19 protein-coding genes and 3 tRNA genes are annotated in these 20,316 nt (G+C 66.0%); 17 read left to right on the top strand and 5 right to left on the bottom strand.

Features of this window, described 5'->3' with window-relative positions; all coding sequences use genetic code 11:
- The first annotated feature begins 45 nt into the window (after window positions 1–45).
- From ASF08_RS13840 to ASF08_RS13820, 5 genes are all read left to right on the top strand, one after another.
- The gene (locus ASF08_RS13840) at window positions 46–672 is read left to right on the top strand and encodes an ATP-dependent Clp protease proteolytic subunit (RefSeq protein ID WP_026176059.1); all 627 of its coding nucleotides are present in this window, start codon (window positions 46–48) and stop codon (window positions 670–672) included.
- A 223-nt stretch (window positions 673–895) separates the two neighbouring features.
- Window positions 896–2,167, top strand: coding sequence for an ATP-dependent Clp protease ATP-binding subunit ClpX (gene clpX / locus ASF08_RS13835; protein ID WP_018044550.1), 1,272 nt, complete (start codon window positions 896–898; stop codon window positions 2,165–2,167).
- 251 nt (window positions 2,168–2,418) lie between these two features.
- Complete coding sequence (gene lon, locus ASF08_RS13830) at window positions 2,419–4,848, top strand: endopeptidase La (protein ID WP_018044551.1); 2,430 nt, start codon at window positions 2,419–2,421, stop codon at window positions 4,846–4,848.
- Between the two features lie 115 nt (window positions 4,849–4,963).
- Window positions 4,964–5,039 (top strand) — tRNA-Val (locus ASF08_RS13825).
- A 46-nt stretch (window positions 5,040–5,085) separates the two neighbouring features.
- Window positions 5,086–5,340: a hypothetical protein gene (locus ASF08_RS13820; protein ID WP_056146214.1), complete on the top strand. Its 255-nt coding sequence runs from the start codon at window positions 5,086–5,088 to the stop codon at window positions 5,338–5,340.
- A 25-nt stretch (window positions 5,341–5,365) separates the two neighbouring features.
- Here ASF08_RS13820 and ASF08_RS13815 read toward each other — a convergent pair whose 3' ends face one another.
- From ASF08_RS13815 to ASF08_RS13800, 4 genes are all read right to left on the bottom strand, one after another.
- Complete coding sequence (locus tag ASF08_RS13815; RefSeq protein ID WP_056146582.1) at window positions 5,366–5,866, bottom strand: CAP domain-containing protein; 501 nt, start codon at window positions 5,864–5,866, stop codon at window positions 5,366–5,368.
- 192 nt (window positions 5,867–6,058) lie between these two features.
- Complete coding sequence (locus ASF08_RS13810; RefSeq protein WP_056146211.1) at window positions 6,059–6,274, bottom strand: hypothetical protein; 216 nt, start codon at window positions 6,272–6,274, stop codon at window positions 6,059–6,061.
- Between the two features lie 127 nt (window positions 6,275–6,401).
- Window positions 6,402–6,478 (bottom strand) — tRNA-Asp (locus ASF08_RS13805).
- 57 nt (window positions 6,479–6,535) lie between these two features.
- A tRNA-Asp gene (locus ASF08_RS13800) sits at window positions 6,536–6,612 on the bottom strand.
- A gap of 318 nt (window positions 6,613–6,930) precedes the next feature.
- On the opposite strand from ASF08_RS13800, the gene rpmI reads away from it, so the two are divergent.
- The 12 genes from rpmI to ASF08_RS13740 all read left to right on the top strand — a co-directional run bounded on the left by rpmI (window position 6,931) and on the right by ASF08_RS13740 (window position 18,435).
- Window positions 6,931–7,134, top strand: coding sequence for a 50S ribosomal protein L35 (gene rpmI, locus ASF08_RS13795; protein WP_018044555.1), 204 nt, complete (start codon window positions 6,931–6,933; stop codon window positions 7,132–7,134).
- Between the two features lie 46 nt (window positions 7,135–7,180).
- The gene (gene rplT / locus ASF08_RS13790; protein ID WP_018044556.1) at window positions 7,181–7,555 is read left to right on the top strand and encodes a 50S ribosomal protein L20; all 375 of its coding nucleotides are present in this window, start codon (window positions 7,181–7,183) and stop codon (window positions 7,553–7,555) included.
- Window positions 7,556–7,753: 198 nt separating this feature from the next.
- Window positions 7,754–8,836: a phenylalanine--tRNA ligase subunit alpha gene (pheS, locus tag ASF08_RS13785; protein ID WP_018044557.1), complete on the top strand. Its 1,083-nt coding sequence runs from the start codon at window positions 7,754–7,756 to the stop codon at window positions 8,834–8,836.
- Window positions 8,837–8,961: 125 nt separating this feature from the next.
- Window positions 8,962–9,270 carry a hypothetical protein gene (locus ASF08_RS13780; protein ID WP_056146206.1) on the top strand — a complete coding sequence of 103 codons (309 nt, stop codon included), beginning with the start codon at window positions 8,962–8,964 and terminating at the stop codon, window positions 9,268–9,270.
- A complete protein-coding gene (locus ASF08_RS13775) occupies window positions 9,270–9,755 on the top strand; it encodes a hypothetical protein (protein WP_018044559.1) in 486 nt (161 codons plus the stop codon). Before ASF08_RS13780 ends, ASF08_RS13775 begins: the two co-directional genes overlap by 1 nt.
- Window positions 9,756–9,772: 17 nt before the next feature.
- Window positions 9,773–12,196, top strand: coding sequence for a phenylalanine--tRNA ligase subunit beta (gene pheT / locus ASF08_RS13770; RefSeq protein WP_056146202.1), 2,424 nt, complete (start codon window positions 9,773–9,775; stop codon window positions 12,194–12,196).
- A gap of 248 nt (window positions 12,197–12,444) precedes the next feature.
- On the top strand, window positions 12,445–13,281 hold the full coding sequence (locus tag ASF08_RS13765) for a DUF1186 domain-containing protein (RefSeq protein ID WP_056146198.1): 837 nt from the start codon (window positions 12,445–12,447) through the stop codon (window positions 13,279–13,281).
- Between the two features lie 120 nt (window positions 13,282–13,401).
- Window positions 13,402–13,980 carry an NADPH-dependent FMN reductase gene (locus tag ASF08_RS13760; RefSeq protein ID WP_056146195.1) on the top strand — a complete coding sequence of 193 codons (579 nt, stop codon included), beginning with the start codon at window positions 13,402–13,404 and terminating at the stop codon, window positions 13,978–13,980.
- Window positions 13,981–14,276: 296 nt separating this feature from the next.
- Window positions 14,277–14,603, top strand: a complete 327-nt coding sequence (locus tag ASF08_RS13755; protein ID WP_056146580.1) for a hypothetical protein — start codon at window positions 14,277–14,279, stop codon at window positions 14,601–14,603.
- Between the two features lie 138 nt (window positions 14,604–14,741).
- The gene (gene rnr, locus ASF08_RS13750; RefSeq protein WP_056146191.1) at window positions 14,742–17,054 is read left to right on the top strand and encodes a ribonuclease R; all 2,313 of its coding nucleotides are present in this window, start codon (window positions 14,742–14,744) and stop codon (window positions 17,052–17,054) included.
- 201 nt (window positions 17,055–17,255) lie between these two features.
- Entirely contained in the window at window positions 17,256–17,735 is a 480-nt protein-coding gene (locus ASF08_RS13745) for a DUF983 domain-containing protein (RefSeq protein ID WP_056146188.1), read from the top strand.
- Window positions 17,692–18,435 (top strand): NUDIX hydrolase, encoded by a 744-nt coding sequence (locus tag ASF08_RS13740; protein ID WP_056146183.1) that lies wholly within the window; start codon window positions 17,692–17,694, stop codon window positions 18,433–18,435. The genes ASF08_RS13745 and ASF08_RS13740 overlap by 44 nt, the downstream gene beginning before the upstream one ends.
- Window positions 18,436–18,811: 376 nt before the next feature.
- Here ASF08_RS13740 and ASF08_RS13735 read toward each other — a convergent pair whose 3' ends face one another.
- Window positions 18,812–20,212, bottom strand: a complete 1,401-nt coding sequence (locus ASF08_RS13735) for a class II 3-deoxy-7-phosphoheptulonate synthase (protein WP_056146180.1) — start codon at window positions 20,210–20,212, stop codon at window positions 18,812–18,814.
- Window positions 20,213–20,316 lie beyond the last annotated feature (104 nt).

Raw genomic sequence — 20,316 nt, 5'->3', positions numbered from 1 at the left:
CTGATTCGCGCGGCCGGACCCCTTGAAGCCTGGGGCACGAGAATGATGAGAGATCCGGTCGACTATTATAACAGCGCACTCGTTCCCATGGTGGTCGAGCAGTCGAGCCGCGGCGAGCGCGCGTTCGACATCTATTCTCGCCTGCTGCGTGAGCGGATCATCTTCCTCACCGGCCCGGTCGAGGATTACGGCGCCTCGCTGATCGTGGCGCAGCTGCTGTTCCTCGAAGCCGAGAACCCGAAGAAGGAAATTTCCTTCTACATCAACTCGCCCGGTGGCGTGGTGACCTCGGGCCTGTCGATCTACGACACGATGCAGTTCATCCGCTGCCCGGTGACGACCCTCTGCGTCGGCCAGGCCGCCTCGATGGGCTCGCTGCTGCTCACCGCTGGCGAGCCCGGCCATCGCTTCGCCCTGCCGAACGCCCGCATCATGGTCCACCAGCCCTCCGGCGGGTTCCAGGGCCAGGCGACGGACATCCTGATCCATGCCCGCGAGATCGAAGCGCTGAAGAAGCGCCTCAACGAGATCTACGTGAAGCATACCGGGCGCGACTACGACACCATCGTCCAGGCGCTCGAGCGCGACAATTTCATGACCGCCGACGCGGCCAAGGAATTCGGCCTGATCGACGAAGTGATCCAGAAGCGTCCCGAGCCGGCCGCCGCCTGATTTCGACCGCGCCGTGGCCGCCTGGCGGCCCCGGCGCGTCCTTTAGAGGCGGGCCGCGCGTGCGGCTTTGCCTTGATCCCGTCGCGGCAGCATGCTTGCATCGCGAGTCTGACCTACCGGCAGAAGGCGCGCAGGTGACTGTTTCTTTAGGCGGGCGCCCTTAGATCTTAAAAGATGCGCGTGCGCCCCGGGGCTGGCGTCGCACCCGCGAACGGAGACCGACATGAGCAAGACTGGCGGCAACGACTCGAAGAGCACGCTGTACTGCTCGTTTTGCGGCAAGAGCCAGCACGAGGTCCGCAAGCTGATCGCGGGCCCGACGGTGTTCATCTGCGACGAGTGTGTCGAACTGTGCATGGACATCATCCGCGAGGAATCGAAGTCCTCCCTGGTGAAATCGCGCGACGGCGTGCCCACGCCGAAGGAGATCCGCCGCGTCTTGGACGATTACGTCATCGGCCAGGATTTCGCGAAGAAGGTTCTCTCCGTCGCGGTCCACAACCATTACAAGCGCCTCGCCCACGCCTCGAAGCACAACGACGTCGAGCTGGCGAAGTCCAACATCATGCTGATCGGGCCGACCGGTTCGGGCAAGACCCTGCTCGCGCAGACCCTGGCCCGCATCCTCGACGTGCCCTTCACCATGGCCGACGCGACGACGCTGACCGAGGCCGGCTATGTCGGCGAGGACGTCGAGAACATCATCCTCAAGCTGCTCCAGGCCTCCGACTACAACGTCGAGCGGGCGCAGCGCGGCATCGTCTACATCGACGAGATCGACAAGATCTCTCGCAAGTCCGACAACCCGTCGATCACCCGCGACGTGTCGGGCGAAGGCGTGCAGCAGGCCCTCCTCAAGATCATGGAAGGCACCGTCGCCTCCGTGCCTCCGCAGGGCGGCCGCAAGCACCCGCAGCAGGAATTCCTGCAGGTCGACACCACCAACATCCTCTTCATCTGCGGCGGCGCCTTCGCCGGGCTGGAGCGGATCATCTCGGCGCGCGGCAAGGGCACCTCGATCGGCTTCGGCGCCACCGTCCAGGCTCCGGACGACCGCCGTACCGGCGAGATCTTCCGCAATGTCGAGCCCGAGGACCTGTTGAAGTTCGGCCTGATCCCGGAATTCGTCGGCCGTCTGCCCGTGCTGGCGACGCTTGAGGACCTCGACGAGACCGCGCTCAAGCGCATCCTGCAGGAGCCGAAGAACGCGCTCGTCAAGCAGTACCAGCGCCTGTTCGAGATGGAGAATGTCGACCTCACCTTCCAGGACGAGGCGCTCTCCATGGTGGCCCGCAAGGCCATCGAGCGGAAGACCGGCGCCCGTGGTCTGCGCTCGATCCTCGAGACCATCCTGCTCGAGACGATGTACGACCTGCCCGGCCTCGAATCCGTGGAGCAGGTGGTGATCGGTCCGGAAGTGGTGGAGGGCAAGTCGCGCCCCCTCTACATCCACGGCGACCGCAACAAGGACGTTCCGGCGAGCGTCAGCGCCTGAGGGTGCGACTCGGCGGCCGAGGTTAGCCGCCGAAACGGTCCGGGGAGAATTCTTGAAAAAGTCCTCCCCGGCTTCCATCTGAATTGTCAGACGCGACGGCCGCACGCTCACCTTCTGAGGTGCGGTGTCCGCCTCCAGCCTCACAGTTCAACGATGTCCCCGACCCCGCGATGCGGCCTGGTCGGCCCGTGGCAGGATGCTTGCTCATTTCGAGGAGCTAGAGCCCGGAGTCCATCAAGAGGAAGTCCGACATGTCCCAATCGAAATCTCGCCAGCCGGTCGTTCCGGGTTCGACGGGCTCCTACGCCGTTCTGCCCTTGCGCGACATCGTCGTCTTCCCGCACATGATCGTGCCGCTCTTCGTCGGCCGCGAGAAGTCGATTCGCGCCCTCGAAGAGGCCGTCCGCACCGACCGCCACATCCTGCTGGCCACCCAGATCAATGCCAGCGACGACGATCCGTCCACCGATGCGATCTACAAGATCGGCACGCTGGCCAGCGTCCTGCAGCTGCTGAAGCTGCCCGACGGCACCGTGAAGGTGCTCGTCGAAGGCGCCGGTCGCGCCAGGATCACCAACTTCAACAAGTCGGATTCGTTCTACGAGGCCGAGGTCGAGACGCTCACCGACGAGCTCGGAGACCCCGTCGAGGCCGAGGCGCTCGCCCGCTCGGTCATCTCCGAGTTCGAGAACTACGTGAAGCTCAACAAGAAGATCTCGCCCGAGGTCGTCTCCGCCGTCACCCAGATCGACGAGCCCTCGAAGCTCGCCGATACCGTCGGCTCGCATCTCGCGGTCAAGATCGCCGACAAGCAGGCGATCCTCGAAATCCCCACGGTGGCCGAGCGCCTCGAGCGCGTCCTGTCGCTGATGGAGAGCGAGATCTCCGTGCTCCAGGTGGAAAAGCGCATCCGGACCCGCGTGAAGCGGCAGATGGAGAAGACCCAGCGCGAGTACTACCTGAACGAGCAGATGAAGGCGATCCAGAAGGAGCTGGGCGATTCCGAGGACGGCAAGGACGAACTCGCCGAGATCGAGGAGAAGATCGAGAAGACCAAGTTCTCGAAGGAGGCCCGCGAGAAGGCGACGGCCGAGCTGAAGAAGCTCCGCCAGATGTCGCCGATGTCCGCCGAGGCCACCGTCGTGCGCAACTACCTCGACTGGATGCTCGGCATCCCGTGGTCGAAGCGGTCGCGGATCAAGAAGGATCTGCTGGGCGCCCAGACCATGCTCGACCAGGACCATTTCGGTCTGGAGAAGGTCAAGGAGCGCATCGTCGAGTATCTCGCCGTGCAGCAGCGCGCCAACAAGCTCACCGGCCCGATCTTGTGCCTCGTCGGACCTCCCGGCGTCGGCAAGACCTCGCTCGGCAAGTCCATCGCCAAGGCGACCGGCCGCGAATTCGTGCGGATGTCGCTGGGCGGCGTGCGTGACGAGGCCGAGATCCGCGGTCACCGTCGGACCTATATCGGTTCGATGCCCGGCAAGATCGTCCAGTCGATGCGCAAGGCCAAGACCTCGAACCCGCTCATCCTGCTCGACGAGATCGACAAGATGGGCCAGGATTTCCGCGGCGATCCGTCCGCGGCGCTCCTCGAGGTGCTCGACCCGGAGCAGAACGGCACGTTCAACGATCACTACCTCGAGGTCGATTACGACCTCTCGGACGTGATGTTCGTGACCACGGCGAACACGCTCAACATCCCTGCGCCCCTGATGGACCGCATGGAGGTGATCCGTATCGCCGGCTACACCGAGGAAGAGAAGCTTCAGATCGCGCGCAAGCACCTTATCCCGGGGGCGGTGAAGAAGCACGGCCTCACGGTCAAGGAATGGGAGATCGACGATTCGGGCGTTCTCATGCTCATCCGCCGTTACACGCGGGAAGCGGGCGTGCGTAACCTGGAGCGCGAGATCTCGAACCTGATCCGTAAGGCGGTGAAGGAGATCCTCATCACCAAGGTGAAGGCCGTCGCCGTCACCGAGGAGAACCTGCCGAATTTCCTCGGTGCGCCGAAGTTCCGCTACGGCGAGATCGACGAGGAGGATCAGGTCGGTGTGGTGACGGGGCTCGCCTGGACCGAGGTCGGCGGCGAGTTGCTGACGATCGAAGGCGTCATGATGCCCGGCAAGGGCAAGATGACGGTCACGGGTAACCTGCGTGACGTGATGAAGGAGTCGATCTCGGCTGCGGCGAGCTATGTCCGCTCCCGGGCCGTCGACTTCGGCATCGAGCCTCCGCTGTTCGAGCGTCGCGACATCCACGTCCACGTTCCCGAAGGGGCGACCCCGAAGGACGGTCCGTCTGCCGGTATCGGCATGGCCACCGCCATCATCTCCACCCTCACCGGCATCCCGGTGAGGAAGGATGTGGCGATGACCGGAGAGGTCACCCTGCGTGGCCGCATCCTGCCCATCGGCGGCCTCAAGGAGAAGTTGCTCGCGGCTCTGCGCGGCGGGATCAAGACCGTCCTCATCCCCGAGGAAAACGCCAAGGACATCGCCGAGGTGCCCGACAGCGTGAAGAACGGGATGGAGATCATCCCGGTCTCGCGGATGGATCAGGTGCTGAAGCACGCCCTCGTGCGGCAGCCGGTGCCGATCGAGTGGGAGGAGCCCCTCCCCTCGCCGCGCCGTCCCGTCGTCGGCGAGGACGAGCCCGCCACCGTCATCGCCCATTAGGCGACAGGTGCTTTGAAAATGGAAAGGCCCCGGAGTACGCTCCGGGGCCTTTTCTTTGTGGCCCGCTGAGGGTTGCCATCCCGACGATGCTTGGATTAACGATGCGGCGCGCATCGGGCGGTTAGCTCAGTTGGTAGAGCGTCTCCTTTACACGGAGAGGGTCGGCGGTTCGAGCCCGTCACCGCCCACCACGCCTCTTCCCGTTCCCTTGCCCCTCCCCGGCTACAGAGACCAGCGATGACCGCGCGCGGCTTCCCCACACCCTGGCTCGTCGTCGAGAAAGTCGAGAGTTTCTGTATCGAGGATGCGGACGGGGCCGCCGTGGCCTGGACCTACTTTTCCGACGAGGCGGAGAAGCGGGAGGCGACCGGCCTCATGACCCGCGAGGAGGCTTTGCGGATCGCCAGGGCCATCGCGATGATCCCCGAGATGCGCACGATCATCCGCAGCATCCAGGACGGGTTGACCGAGTCGGATCAGCTCACGGATTGAGCCGCGCTGCGAGGACGGACGCGCTTCAGTTTCCGGCGAGGACCAGGGCCCAGAAGCGCTTGTAGCGCGTACCCGGTGCATCGACGCGGGCGATGCCGATCCGCTTCAGCTGAGGCATCAGCATGTTCTTGTTGTGCTCGGACGAATTTTTCCAGCGAGCGAGCACCTCGTCGAAGGTGTTGGAGCCGGCGCTGAGGTTCTCGGCCGCGAAGGAGCGGCCGAATCCCGCCCGCGCCATGCGCGACTCGAAGGTGCCGCCGATCTCGTGGCTGAGCCTCCCGGCCTTGGCATTGGATTCCGCCTGGTAGGAGGCCGCCCGGATCAGGCTGGAATCCAGCACCACAGGGCCGAGGCCGTGCGACGCCCTGTAGCGGGAGATCGCCGCGGCGGCGGCACCCTCGTCGAGGATCACCGGGCTGGTGAGGTTGTCGGCCTCGGGCAGGATCGTCGGCCCGCCGCAGCCGCCGAGCGTCAGCAGGCTCCCCACGAGGACGACGGCGCATAGCCGCGACAGAATGGGAGACATGGAAAAGGGGATCATCGCTCGGTGCCGGTTCGCTGCGCTGCGGTGTCGTCGGCTCCGCCATCCCGGTCCGATGGGGCGAAATCGCGGCGGCGGGACGAACCGGGTCGTTGGACGGGCGGGTGTATCCGATCCGCCACGCGTGGTGTTTGTGCGGATGGATTCAGGCGAAGCTCGAACCCGGCGCCGATCCCGTCAGATCCGCGTTCCGAGCTCCCGGGGCGGCGAACCGCAGCGCCACGCTGTGATACGGTAGTCGGGATGGGTGTCGATCCACCGCGCCAACTGCGGCTGTGCCACGCGGATGCAGCCCCTCGCATCGGCGACATCGAGCGGCAGCCGCTTCGATTCGCAGGTTTCCGGCGCATTCGCCATGCAGGCGGTGAAATACAGGAAGAAGAAGCCTGCCATGGTTCGGACAGCCCATTTCGCGAGTTGCGCTCGGGAAAAGGCTAGGGCGCGAACGTCCCGTGTCGAGGGGCATCCCTCGGCGCGACCCGTATCGAGGCTGCACGTTCGGTGATTTGGGTTGTGTGAATGGCGCGGGCGACGGGACTCGAACCCGCGACCTCCGGCGTGACAGGCCGGCACTCTAACCAACTGAGCTACGCCCGCGTATCTGGGTAGCTTGGCATTCGGATCGTCCCGCATGAGGCAGGTCGATGATGGACGTGGCGCGGGCGACGGGACTCGAACCCGCGACCTCCGGCGTGACAGGCCGGCACTCTAACCAACTGAGCTACGCCCGCACGGCGTCCCGCCCCGTTTCCGGCGGTTTCGGGGGTCTAGTTTCCGCACCCCGGCCTGTCAAGCAACCGGACGCCGCATTTCCATGGAAAATCCGGTCACCGTCGTTTCGAGGCGGGATCGCGCGAACGGGGCGGCGGCTCGACGAGCACGGCCGCCATTGAAACCACGTCTCTTTTCTGTCATACGCCCCCTCGCGTTGAACCGCCCGGCCGATAGGGCTGCCGTGGCGGTTCGTGCTGCTCCATCAGAAGCATCAACCGAGCGCACGCCTTCGACCTGTCCCAGGGTCGGAGGGCATGCGCGTTCAGGAGAGCCAAATGCCCAAGCTGAAAACCAAGTCGGGCGCGAAGAAGCGCTTCAAGATCACCGGCACCGGCAAGGTCATGTATGCCCAGGCCGGCAAGCGCCACGGAATGATCAAGCGGACGACGAAGCAGATCCGCAACCTGCGCGGCACCACCACCCTGTTCGAGGGCGATGCTGCCAACGTGAAGAAGTATTTCCTGCCCAACAGCCGGTAATCCTTCGCCGCAGCCGATACTGTTTTCGTAATCCAGGAGAGAACCCATGGCCCGCGTCAAGCGCGGCGTGACCAGTCACGCAAAGCACAAGAAAGTCCTCAAGGCCGCCCGTGGCTATTACGGCCGGCGCAAGAATACGATCCGGATCGCCAAGCAGGCGGTCGAGAAGGGCATGCAGTATGCCTACCGCGATCGTAAGAACAAGAAGCGCACGTTCCGCGCTCTCTGGATCCAGCGCCTCAACGCCGCTGTCCGCGAGCACGGCCTGACCTATTCGCGCTTCATCAACGGTCTCGCGAAGTCCGGCATCGAGGTGGACCGCAAGGCCCTGTCCGAGCTCGCCATTCACGAGCCGGCCAGCTTCGCGGTGGTGGTGGAGAAGGCCAAGGCCGCTCTCCCGGACCTCGCCAAGGCTGCCTGATCCGTAAGGCTGCCTGAGGCGCGTTCACACGCCCTCTCATTCGTCGATGCGAAAGGCGCGGACCGAAAGGTGCCGCGCCTTCGTTTTTCGCAAAGGATCGTCGGCAGGCGCGCTTGCATTGGCGGCGCTTACCCGCAAAACCGCTCGCGGGGGCCGCACACGATCCGAAGGCCAGATGCCAACCGGTGGTTTGAACCGATGACCGATCTCGAAACCCTCGAAGGCGATCTGCTCGGACAGGTCGGGAGCGCGTCCGACGAGGCCTCCCTCGATGCCGTGCGCGTCGCGGCGCTCGGTAAGAAGGGCTCGATCTCCGACCTGCTGAAGACCCTCGGCAGCATGACGCCGGACGAGCGCAAGGAGCGCGGTCCGCTCATCAACGGCCTGCGCGACAGGGTCCAGGGCGCCATCGCCACGCGGCGCGAGGCACTGGCCGAAGCAGCCCTCGAAGCCCGCCTCGCGGCGGAGCGGATCGACGTGACCCTGCCGGTGCGCGAGGCGCCGGAAGCGCGCGGGCGCATCCATCCGATCAGCCAGGTCATGGACGAGATCACCGCGATCTTCGCCGATATGGGCTTCTCGGTGGCCGAAGGCCCGGACATCGAGACCGACGATTACAACTTCACCGCCCTCAACTTCCCGCCCGGCCATCCGGCGCGCGAGATGCACGACACGTTCTTCCTGGCGCCCGACCGCAACGGCCAGCGCAAGGTGCTGCGCACCCATACGTCTCCGGTCCAGATCCGCACCATGCGGTCCCAGGAGCCGCCGATCCGCGTGATCTGCCCCGGCCGCACCTATCGCCACGATTCCGACCAGACCCACACCCCGATGTTCCATCAGGTCGAGGGGCTGGTGATCGACAAGAGCGCCACCATCGCCAACCTGAAATGGGTGCTGGAGGAGTTCTGCCGCACCTTCTTCGAGGTCGATGCGGTGAAGATGCGGTTCCGGCCGTCCTTCTTCCCCTTCACCGAGCCGTCGGCGGAGGTCGATATCCAGTGTTCGCGCAAAGGCGGCGAGATCCGCTTCGGCGAGGGCACCGACTGGCTCGAAATCCTCGGCTGCGGCATGGTCCATCCGAACGTGCTCAGGAATTGCGGCTACGACCCGGATTTCGTCCAGGGCTTCGCCTTCGGCATGGGCATCGACCGGATCGCGATGCTGAAATACGGCACGCCCGACCTGCGCCCGTTCTTCGAGGCGGATGTGCGATGGCTGGAGCATTACGGCTTCCGCCCGTTGGACATCCCGAGCTTGGTGGCCGGGCTGACGAGCTAAGCAGGTTCGCATGGGCAAGCCAACGCTTCGCCTCGCTTAGGTCTTTGATATATCGCAGGTTTTGAGCGCAAGACCAGTGACCGCTTTTGCTAAACCTGCTTAGGATACCGAGGGAGGGATCGCGCATGACCGAGCAGGAGATCCGCCAGGTCGCCAACGAGGTGCTGCGGGAAACGCTCGGACCACACGGGTTCGAGAGTGCCGATGTCCGCCCTGCTCCAGACTTCGACGGTGAGCCCTCTCTCCATGTGACGGCGCATTTCAGGCCGAAGGCAGGGGTGACCAGCGGAGACGCTTCGACCAGGGCCCTGTCGGCCCTACGGAAGCGGCTGCTCGATAAGGGCGAGGAGCGATTTCCCTACATTCGCTACGATTATCCGGACGACGAAGTGCTCGGCGACGACCCATCGGAACCCATGCCGGACCGGCACTGATGCCGAGGCTCGGCAATCCGCTCGTCTACGATCTGCTCGAGACGTCCCGCGCGCTGGCAGACACGCGCGGCCGGGTAAACCTTCGTAAAGCGGCAATGCGCCGGGCAGTCAGCGGGGCCTACTATTCTGTCTTTCACGCTCTTTGCTTCATTTGCGCGAGCGAGTTGATCGGGTGGACCCAGGAGAACGACATCGTCGAACCGATCTACCGCCTGCTCGATCATGGAACGGCAAAGAAGCGTCTCAACAGCCGGGATGCGAACCTGATCGGACCGACCGTTACCGATATCGGCAATAACTTCCTGAGTTTGCAGGAAGCTCGAAACGCCGCCGACTATTCGCCGCCTACTCTGAAGGTTCGTCATGACGAGACGTTGCGCTACATCGAGCTTGCGGAACAGACCGTGACATTGATCGAATCTCTCACGACCCTCGACCGCAAGAAGCTTGCGGTTCTCCTGATCGCCAGAACCCGGCCCCTCTGAGCCGAAGAGACGAACTCATGAAATTCACCCTCTCCTGGCTCAAGGAGCACCTCGACACCGACTCGTCTCTGGAGAACATCTCCGAGACGCTGACTCGGATCGGCCTCGAAGTCGAAGGCATCGAGGACAAGGCGGCGGCGCTCGCGCCTTTTGTCGTCGCCCATGTGCTCACGGCCGAACAGCACCCCAATGCCGACCGTTTGCGTGTCTGCACCGTGGATGCCGGCGACGGGCAGCCCGTGCAGGTCGTCTGCGGAGCGCCGAATGCGCGCGCCGGGATGAAGACGGTGTTCGCGCCCCCCGGCACCTACGTGCCCGGTCTCGACAAGACCTTGGCGGTCGGCAACATCCGGGGCGTCGAGAGCCTCGGCATGCTGTGCTCGGGCGCCGAACTCGGCCTCGGCGAGGAGTCCAGCGGCATCCTCGATCTGCCGGCGGACGCCCCGACCGGCCAGACCTACGCGCTCTATGCCGGGCTCGACGATCCGGTCATCGAGATCAACCTCACCCCGAACCGCCCGGATTGTACCTCGATCCACGGCATCGCCCGCGATCTTTCGGCTGCCGGCATCGGCGTGTTGAAGCGCGAGCCGATGCCGCCTGTGCGTGGCGAGGGCGAGTGCCCCGTGCCGGTCGCCCTCGATTTCGAGCCCCTCGATAAGGGATTGTGCCCGTATTTCGCCCTGCGCCTCGTGCGCGGCGTGAAGAACGGCCCCTCCCCCGACTGGATGCAGGCCCGCCTGCGCGCCATCGGCCTTCGCCCGATCAACGCGCTCGTGGACATCACCAATTACCTTACCTTCGATCGCGGACGCCCGCTCCACGTCTTCGACGCAGCCAAGGTGAAGGGCGCTCTCACGGTCCGTCGCGCCCGCGACGGCGAGAGCCTGAAGGCCCTCGACGGCAAGACCTATGCGCTCGATGACGGCATCGTCGTCATCGCCGACGAGAACGGCCCCGAATCCATCGGCGGCATCATCGGCGGCGAGGCCTCCGGCTGCGACGACGGCACCGTGGACGTGATCATCGAATCCGCTCTGTGGGATCCGGTGAACATCGCCCAGAGCGGCCGGCGTCTCGGCATCATCACCGATGCCCGCTACCGCTTCGAGCGCGGTGTCGACCCCGTCTTCGCCCTGCCGGGGCTGGATCTGGCCACCCGCATGGTCGTCGAGATCTGTGGCGGCACGCCGAGCGAGGCGGTGATCGCCGGTGACTTGCCCGAGACCGAGCGTGTCATCGATTTTCCCTGGACCGAGACCCGCCGGCTCGCCGGGATCGAGCTGTCCCGCGCCGAGATGAAGGTGACGCTGGAGACCCTCGGGTTTCACGTGGCCGGCTCGGGCGAGCGGGTGAAGGTTCTCACCCCGTCCTGGCGCCCGGATGTGGAAGGCAAGGCCGATCTCGTGGAGGAGATCATCCGCATCGCCGGCCTCGACCGGATCGAGCCGAAGCCACTGACGCGCGGTGATGCCGCCATCGCCAAGGCGACGCTGACGCCCCTGCAGAAGCGCACGCGTCTCGCCAAGCGGGCACTGGCCACGCGCGGCCTCGTGGAGGCGGTGACGTGGTCGTTCATCCCGCATGACGACGCCGTTCTGTTCGGCGGCGGCAAGGCGGATCTGGCGCTGGCCAACCCCATCGCCGCCGATCTCTCCGACATGCGCCCGAGCCTGGTGCCCGGCCTACTCCGGGCGGCCCAGCGCAATGCCGACCGCGGCTATGGCGACGTCGCCCTGTTCGAGGTCGGCCAGTGTTTCGAGACCGACCAGCCCGAGGGCCAGTCGATCCGCGCCACGGCCATTCGCCGGGGAACGGCACGCCACGAGGGCGCCGGCCGCCATTGGGCGGGGGCCGCCGCCACCGTCGATGCGTTCGAGGCGAAGGCCGACGCGCTGGCGCTCCTCACGGCGCTGGGCGTGCCGACCGGCGGCCTCCAGATCGTGGCGGGTGGTCCCGGCTGGCTTCATCCCGGACGCTCCGGCACGATGCAGTTCGGGCCGAAGAACCAGATCGGCTATTTCGGCGAGATCCACCCCCGCGTGATGAAGGCTCTGGACCTGAAGGGCACGCTCGTGGCCTTCGAGATCACCCTGGATACGATCCCCCTGCCGAAATACCGCCCCACCAAGGTGAAGCCCGCGCTGGCCCTCTCCGACTTCCAGCCGATCTCGCGCGACTTCGCCTTCGTCGTCGGGCGCGACGTGGCGGCGGGCGACGTGGTGAAGGCGGCGCAAGCTGCCGAGCGCAAGCTCATCGCCGGGATCGACGTCTTCGACATCTACGAGGGGACGGGCATTCCCGAGGGCGCGAAATCCGTCGCCATCGCGGTGAGGCTCCAACCGGTGGAGCGGACCCTTACCGACACGGAGATCGAGGCCGTGACGGCCAAGATCGTCGCCGAGGTCGCCCGCAAGACCGGCGCGACTTTGAGGGGGTGAGAGCTTGTCTGAGGTGTTTTTCCAAGGCCTTACCTCATCCCGATGTGCCGCGTAGCGGCCTCGAAGGAGGGCTCCAGATCACGCACCGGCCTCTGGAGGCCTGCTTCGAGGCCCTTCGCCGGGGCAAAGGGCACCTCAGGATGAGGTTGTCTGCTTCGATGATCGACTCGAGCATGAGCAGCCACCGAAAAATCCGATCCGACAGGCTTTGAAACGGCGCTCGGAACTCCAGACAAGGAACCGACCACATGGCGAACCAGGAACTGATCGACGTCTTGTCGGCCGCCAAGCATCTGCCGAAGGCGGCGATGCTTGAGGCCCTGGCGAGCCCCGCCGACATCGCCGAGCCGGTCCTCGCCGTCCTGGCTTTGGCGGCGGAGGGCAAGGAGCTCGACGAGGCGCAGGGCAACCTGCTGTTCTGGGGAGTACACGTCCTGGCGGCGGCCGGTGAGACGCGCGCCTTCGCCCCGCTTCTCACCATCCTGCGACGCCAGGATTCCGACGGGCTGGACGCGCTCCTCGGCGACGCCCTCACCATCACCATGGCGAAGATGCTCACCAGCCTCTTCGATGGCGATGTCGCGCCGATGCACGCGCTGCTGCTCGATTCGACGGTGGACGGCTTTGCCCGCTACGAAGTCTTCGCCGCCCTCGCCTACCTGACCCAGATCGGACGGATCGACCGGACCCAGACCCACGATCTCCTCGTGCGGTTCGACGACAAGCGCGCCGCCGTCGAGGGCGACATCGCCTGGGTCGGCTGGGAGGAGACCATCGCGCTTCTCGGTTTCGCCGACCTTGCCCTGCGGAGCACGGCGGCCAGGGCCGACGGGCGTCTGAGCGACGAGTTCAGCGATGCAGGGTGGTTTCACACCACCCTTCGCCGGGCGACCGCGAAGCCGAGCGACCTGCAGCGGTTCGACGGACAGAATTACGGCACGTTCGACGATCCCATCGGGGCCTTGGCCTGGACCGCCGAGGGGGCGGGCCTTCCGATCCGCAATCCGGTGAAGATCGGCCGCAACGATCCGTGCCCGTGCGGAAGCGGGAAGAAGTACAAGAAGTGCTGCCTCAACGCGGCCTGACGAAGGGTGAGGATTGGCCCGGACCGTAAAGGTCCGGCGGGTCCGGTCGCGAGGACGCGACAGCCTTCACCTGTGGCGTTACGATGAACCCACCGCATTCATCTTCGCCGGAGCAGCGCCATGTCCCTCGTGATCCCCATCATCCTCGGCTCCGTCCGCAGCGAGCGCCAGGGATTGCGCGCAGCGCGATTCCTCGTGGCGCGAATGCAGGAACGCGGCATCGAGGCTCCGCTCGTGGATCCGGCCGAGTTGAAGCTTCCGCTCCTCGACAAGATGTACAAGGAATATCCCAAGGGCGAGGCGCCAGCGGTGCTGGAGGACCTTGCCACGCTCTACCGCCGGTCGGATGCGTTCGTGGTCGTCTCGGCCGAGTACAACCACTCGATCCCGCCGGCCCTCTCGAACACGCTCGATCACTTTCTCGAAGAGTATTTCTGGCGGCCTTCGGCCATCGTCTGTTACTCGGCCGGGCAATATGGCGGCGTACGGGCGGCGATGCAGCTCCGGGCGATGATGGCCGAGCTCGGCGCGCCGAGCATCGCCTCGCTGCTGCCGATCCCCCGCATCCACAAGGCGCTCGACGAAGAGGGCGTGCCGCAGGAGGAATGGCTCTCGAAGGCCGCCAAGCGGTTCCTCGACGAGCTCGTCTGGCACGCCGAGGCGCTGAAGGCGCAGCGCGCCAAGGGCACCCCGTATTGAAAGCCTGTTCGATTGGATTTCTCAGCGGATGCTCACGCCAGAGTCGAGCATCCCAGCAGACCGCCTCATCCTGAGGAGCCCGCGTCAGCGGGCTTTGGGGGAGCCCTCCATTTGGCGCACGATGTCTGGAAGCCTCCTTCGAGGCCACTACGCGGCACCTCAGGATGAGGTAAAGCGTTGGAAAAGCAAATCAAACAGGCTTTGAGGGTGGTGCTCCGTGCCGGGAACCCGCCGATGCGAGGCCCGGCGCGGGTCTTGCGCGTTGACCATCCATGATGCCGGAGGCCGCAGCAAAGATGACGATTCTTCAGACCCTTCTCGCCGACCTCGTGAAGGCGGCGCTGATCTCCGACGACGCCGAGAGCCTTCGCTGGCGTGACGATGCGAGGCGTGCCCATGCGGCGCTCGCCTCGGACCCGTCGGCTGTGGCGGGGTTGAAGATCGACGGGATCTGGACCTTGGCCGTCCGCGAGGCGGAGGCACCCGCGTTTCGCGCGTCGGAGACCCGGGTCTCGTTCATGCTGCCGGTCGCCTGCCCGTTCAGCCTTGCCGAAATCACGGATCCGGGTTTCGACATCGATGCCGGGGTGGAGCGGATCGTCGGTTCCGCGTCCACCGGTTGATGGACATCGGAAGAACATTGCCCCCGGCCTCGCGCGGTCCCATGTTGTCGGATGTGGAAAGGCCCGAGCCTGAGGCCTTTCGACCTCTCGTCGCCAAGACATGAGCGGCGCGTTATACGAGTTCGAGCCCAGAGACATTTGGCCAGACGCATCAATCCCAACCCCGGGCAGAGCGCCCTTCCCTCCCGCGAGCAGATCCTCGCCTTCATCGCGCAGGCGACCGAGAAGGTCGGCAAGCGCGAGATCGCCGCGGCCTTCGACATCAAGGGTGCCGACCGCATCGGCTTGAAGCGCATCCTCAAGGAGATCGAGGAGGAAGGGGAGATCGAGCGCGGGCGGGCCGGGTTGGTTCCGCCCGGCCGGCTGCCGCCGGTGACGTTGGCCGATATCAAGTCGCGGGATCGCGACGGCGATTTCTTCGCGGTTCCCGTGGAATGGGACCACGCCAAGGGTCCGCCCCCGAAGATCCTTGTCTCGTCACCGCGCAACGGCAAGAAACCCGGCCGTGCCGCGCCCGGTATCGGCGACCGCGCCCTTCTGCGCGTCGAACTCATTCCCGGCGAGAGCGGGCGCTATTCCGGCCGTGTCATCAAGGTGATCGGCAAGAACAAGGCGGAGGTGCTCGGCGTCTACCGCTCCGGCCCCGATGGCGGACGCATCGTGCCTGTTGAAAAGCGGGCGCAGGGCCGCGAGATCGCGATTCCGGCCGGCGAGGAAGGCGAGGCGCGGGACGGCGACCTCGTCAGCGTCAGCCTCGTCAGCGAGAGCCGGTTCGGCCTGCCGCGAGGGCGCGTCACCGAGCGCCTCGGGTCGCTCGGCTCGGAGCGCGCCGTGAGCCTCATCGCGCTCCATCTCCACCACATCCCCCACGTCTTCGCCGCCGACACCCTGGCCGAGGCCGACGCGGTGGAGCCGGTGGGGATGAAGGGACGGGAGGATTGGCGCGCCGAGCCTCTCCTGACCATCGACCCCCCCGACGCCAAGGACCATGACGACGCCGTGATGGCGGTGCCGGACCCGGACGAGGCCAATCAGGGCGGCTTCGTCGTCACCGTCGCCATCGCCGATGTGGCCGCCTATGTCCGCCCCGGCTCGGCCCTCGACCGCGAGGCGCTGCTGCGCGGCAACTCGGTCTATTTCCCGGACCGCGTCGTGCCGATGCTGCCGGAGCGCATCTCCAACGACCTCTGCTCGCTGAGGGAGAAGGAGGATCGGCCGGCCATCGCGGTGCGCATGGTGATCGGCCCCGACGGGGTGAAGAAGCGCCACAGCTTCCACCGGGTCATGATGCGCTCGCGCGCCAAGCTGTCCTACGCCCAGGCGCAGGCGGCCATCGACGGATTCACCGACGAGACGACCGCGCCGCTGCTGGAGCCGATCCTGCGCCCGCTCTGGGCCGCCTACGCGGCCCTGACGGCGGCGCGCGAGGCCCGCGGCCCCCTCGCCCTCGACCTGCCGGAGCGAAAGGTGCTGCTGACGCCGGACGGGGCCGTGGACCGGGTGGTGGTGCCGGCCCGCCTCGACGCGCACCGGCTCATCGAGGAGTTCATGATCCAGGCCAACGTGGCCGCCGCCGAGACCCTGGAACAGGCCAAGCAGCCGCTGATCTACCGGGTCCATGACGAGCCGGCCCTGGAGAAGATGCGCGCGCTCGGCGAGGTTCTCGCCTCCATCGGCATCAAGATCCCCAAGGAAGGGGCACTCCGCCCCGCCCTGTTCAACCGCATCCTCGGCTCCGTGGCCGAGACCGAGCACGCGATCTTCATCAACGAGGTGGTTCTGCGTTCGCAGGCGCAAGCCGTCTATGCCGCGCAGAATCTCGGGCATTTCGGCCTGAATCTCCGGCGCTACGCCCATTTCACCTCGCCGATCCGGCGCTATGCCGATCTCATCGTTCACCGGGCGCTGATCGCCGCCTGCCGCCTCGGGCCGGACGGCCTGTCCTCCGACGTGACGGTGGGCGCCCTGGACCAGATCGGGGAGCAGATCTCGGCCGCCGAGCGTCGCGCCATGGCGGCCGAGCGCGAGACCATCGACCGGCTCATCGCGCATCACCTCGCCGACCGGGTCGGGGCCACCTTCACCGGCCAGATCTCGGGCGTCACCCGCGCCGGGCTGTTCATCAAGCTCGACGAGACCGGTGCCGACGGCTTCGTGCCGATCTCCACCATCGGCAACGATTTCTACCACCACGACGAGGCCCGCCACGCCCTGGTCGGCTCGCGCAGCGGCGAGACCCATCGCCTCGGCGACCGGGTGGAGGTGAGGCTGGTGGAGGCGGCGGCCGTGGCCGGCGCCCTGCGCTTCGAACTGCTCTCCGAAGGCCAGACGAGGCCCGGGGCCGGGGGGGCAAGATCTCCGCGCTCGCCGAGTTTCCACAAGGCCGGACCGCCCGGCAGGCCCGCCGGCATCCGCAACTCCGGGTCGCGCCACCGCGGGTCGCGCCGCTAGGGCGGCTGGTGTAGGGTCACTGAACGTTGAGCGTTCATCTCTCCCTACCGCTCCCCTCATCCTGAGGTGCCGCGTCAGCGGCCTCGAAGGAGGGCTCCAACTGGCTCAGTGGTGGCTGGAGGGCTCCTTCGAGGCCCGCTTCGCGGGCACCTCGGGATGAGGTTGCGGCGTTCGAGATTTGAAGCAGAAAGTAGGGAAGCCATGACAGCGAGCGTCGAGTCCCTGCCCGGTGAGCGCATCGGCCTCGTCAAAGCCATGGCGCGTGGCTTCGTGTGCCGCTGCCCGCATTGCGGCGAGGGCAAGCTCTTCGGCAAGTTCCTGAAGGTCCGCCCGGCCTGCGACGCGTGCGGGCTCGAATTCCACCACCACCGGGCGGATGACCTTCCTCCCTATGTTGTGATCTTCATCATCGGACACATCGTCGGGTATTTCATTCTCGAACTCGAGACGAATTACGACGTGCCGTTGTGGTTTCAGCTCTCGTTCTGGCCGATCGTCACCCTCGGATCGGCCCTTGCCCTGCTGCAGCCGGTGAAGGGCGCGGTGGTCGGATTGCAGTACGCCCTTGGCATGGGGGGCTTTGCCACGCTACCGACGGCCCCAAGCGTGGCAATTGCGCGCTCCGAGGAGGTTCAGCTTGGACCAAGCGACAATCCTACCCCCGGCCTCGGCCGCGCCTGAATCCCCCAGGCGCGCCGCCGCTCTGCGGCCCCGCAACGCGGCGACCCTCATCATCATCGACCGCACGGCGCGCCAACCGAAATTCCTGATGGGCAAGCGGCATGAGGGCCTCGCCTTCATGCCCGGAAAGTTCGTCTTCCCCGGCGGGCGGATCGAGCCCGGCGACCGGCGCATGAGCGTGGCCGGTGCCCTCTCGTCCCGGGCCGAAGATGCCCTGGTGAAACGCGTTCCCCGTGCCTCGCACTCCCTCGGGCGGGCGCTCGCCCTGGCGGCGATCCGCGAGACCCATGAGGAGACCGGCCTCTTCCTCGGCACCACCGAATACGGCCCGCCCGAGACCGTGCCGGAGGGAAGCTGGCAGGCGTTCAAGCAGTTCGGTGTGATGCCCGACCTCGAAGCGCTCCACCTCGTGGCGCGGGCGATCACGCCGCCGGGCCGGCCACGCCGGTTCGACACGCGCTTCTTCACCATCGATCGCAAGGCCGTGGCCGCCGAACAACCGGGGATCGTCACGCCGACATCCGAACTCGTGGAACTCGCCTGGGTGAGCTTCGCCGAGGCGCGGGAACTCGACCTGCCGCGAATCACCCGTGTGGTCCTCGACGAGCTGGAGTTGCAGATCGCCGGCGGGTTCGCGCCTTACCTGCCGATCCCGTTCTTCTACGAGCGCAACGGCAGAAACGTTCGTGAGGTTCTGTAGACGATCCAGGAACCGGACCCGCTCACGTTCCGTTGAACAAACGAGGATAGAGTTGGAGTACGACCATGATGAAGGGCGGTTTGCTGTGGTTGATCGGCATCCCATTGCCGATCATTCTGCTGATCTACTTCTTCACGTCCTGGCTGCACTGAGCCGCATTGGGACGAGAACGAGCGCCGGCGCGATGCCGTTGCGGCGGATATGAAACGGAAAAGCCCTCTTTCCCTTACCGGGAGAGAGGGCTTTTTTCTTGTGCCGGCCTAAGCAGGTTGGCATTGGCGAGCCAACGCTTCACCTCGCTCAGGTCTTTGACATGTCGCAGGTTTTGGAGCGCAAAACCGGTGACTACTTTTGCTAAACCTGCTTGGGTCCGGTGTTACTCGGCGGCGTCGAGGCGTGGGCGGACGATCTCGGCGCGCTCGCGCTTGACCAGTTCGGCCGTGAGGAACGCGACTTCCAGCGCCTGCTCCGCATTGAGGCGGGGATCGCAATAGGTGTGGTAGCGATCCTGCAGGTCGTCGGCCGTCAGCGCGCGGGCGCCGCCGGTGCATTCCGTCACGTTCTTGCCGGTCATCTCCAGATGAATGCCGCCGGCGATGGTCTGCTCCGCCCGGTGGACGCCGAAGAAGCCTTCGATCTCCGTCATCACCCGCTCGAACGGACGCGTCTTGTAACGGCCGGCCGCGATGGTGTTGCCGTGCATCGGGTCACAGACCCACACGACCTTGCGGCCCTCACGCTCCACCGTGCGGATCAGACCGGGCAGATGCTCGCCGACCTTGTCCGCGCCGAAGCGGCAGATCAGGGTCAGGCGGCCTGCCTCGTTCTCCGGGTTGAGCTGGTCGATCAGCTTGATCAGCCCCTCGGAGGTCATCGACGGCCCGCATTTCAGCCCGATCGGGTTCTTGATCCCGCGCGCATACTCGATATGCGCGTGATCCGCCTGACGGGTGCGGTCGCCGACCCAGAGCATGTGACCCGATGTGGCGTACCAGTCACCGCTGGTGGAATCGACGCGGGTCAGCGCCTCCTCGTAGCCCAGCAGCAGCGCCTCGTGGCTCGTGAAGAAATCCGTGGTGCGGACCTCCTGGTGCGTCTCGGGGTTGATGCCGATGGCGCGCATGAAGTCGAGGGCGTCGCTCATCCGCTCCGCCACGTCCTGGTAGCGCGAGGATTGCGGGCTGTCCTTGACGAAGCCGAGCATCCAGCGGTGCGCGTTCTCGAGATTGGCATAGCCGCCGGTCGCGAAGGCACGCAGCAGGTTGAGCGTCGCCGCCGACTGGCGGTACGCCTCCAACTGCCGGCGCGGATCAGGGATGCGCGCCTCCTCCGAGAAGGTGATGCCGTTGACGATGTCGCCCCGGTAGCTCGGCAGGCTCACGCCATCCATCGTCTCGGTGGGCGAGGAGCGCGGCTTGGCGAACTGCCCGGCGATGCGCCCGACCTTCACCACCGGCGACCCGCCCGCGAAGGTGAGCACCAGCGCCATCTGCAGGAAGACGCGGAAGAAATCGCGGATGTTGTCGGCCGAATGCTCGTCGAAGCTCTCGGCGCAATCGCCGCCCTGCAGCAGGAAAGCTTCCCCGGTGGAGACGCGGGCGAGCGCGGATTTCAGCTTGCGCGCCTCACCTGCAAAAACGAGGGGCGGAAAGCTGGCGAGCTGGGTCTCGACCGTCTGGAGCGCAGCGGCATCCGGATAGGCCGGTACCTGCTGGATCGGCAGGTTGCGCCAGGATGTCGGCGTCCAACCGGTCTTCGATGTCCAACGCTCGCCCATGATGATCTCCCGTCCACCTCTCGGCCGGCTTCACGAAAGGGGGAATCCTTTGCGAAGAGCGCGGCTTATAGAGCGGTTCTCGAAGAGAAGCGAGCGCTTCGGAT

This window comes from Methylobacterium sp. Leaf85, from assembly GCF_001422125.1.
Lineage (GTDB): Bacteria > Pseudomonadota > Alphaproteobacteria > Rhizobiales > Beijerinckiaceae > Methylobacterium > Methylobacterium bullatum.
This window is presented reverse-complemented; position numbering and strand designations above follow the sequence as displayed.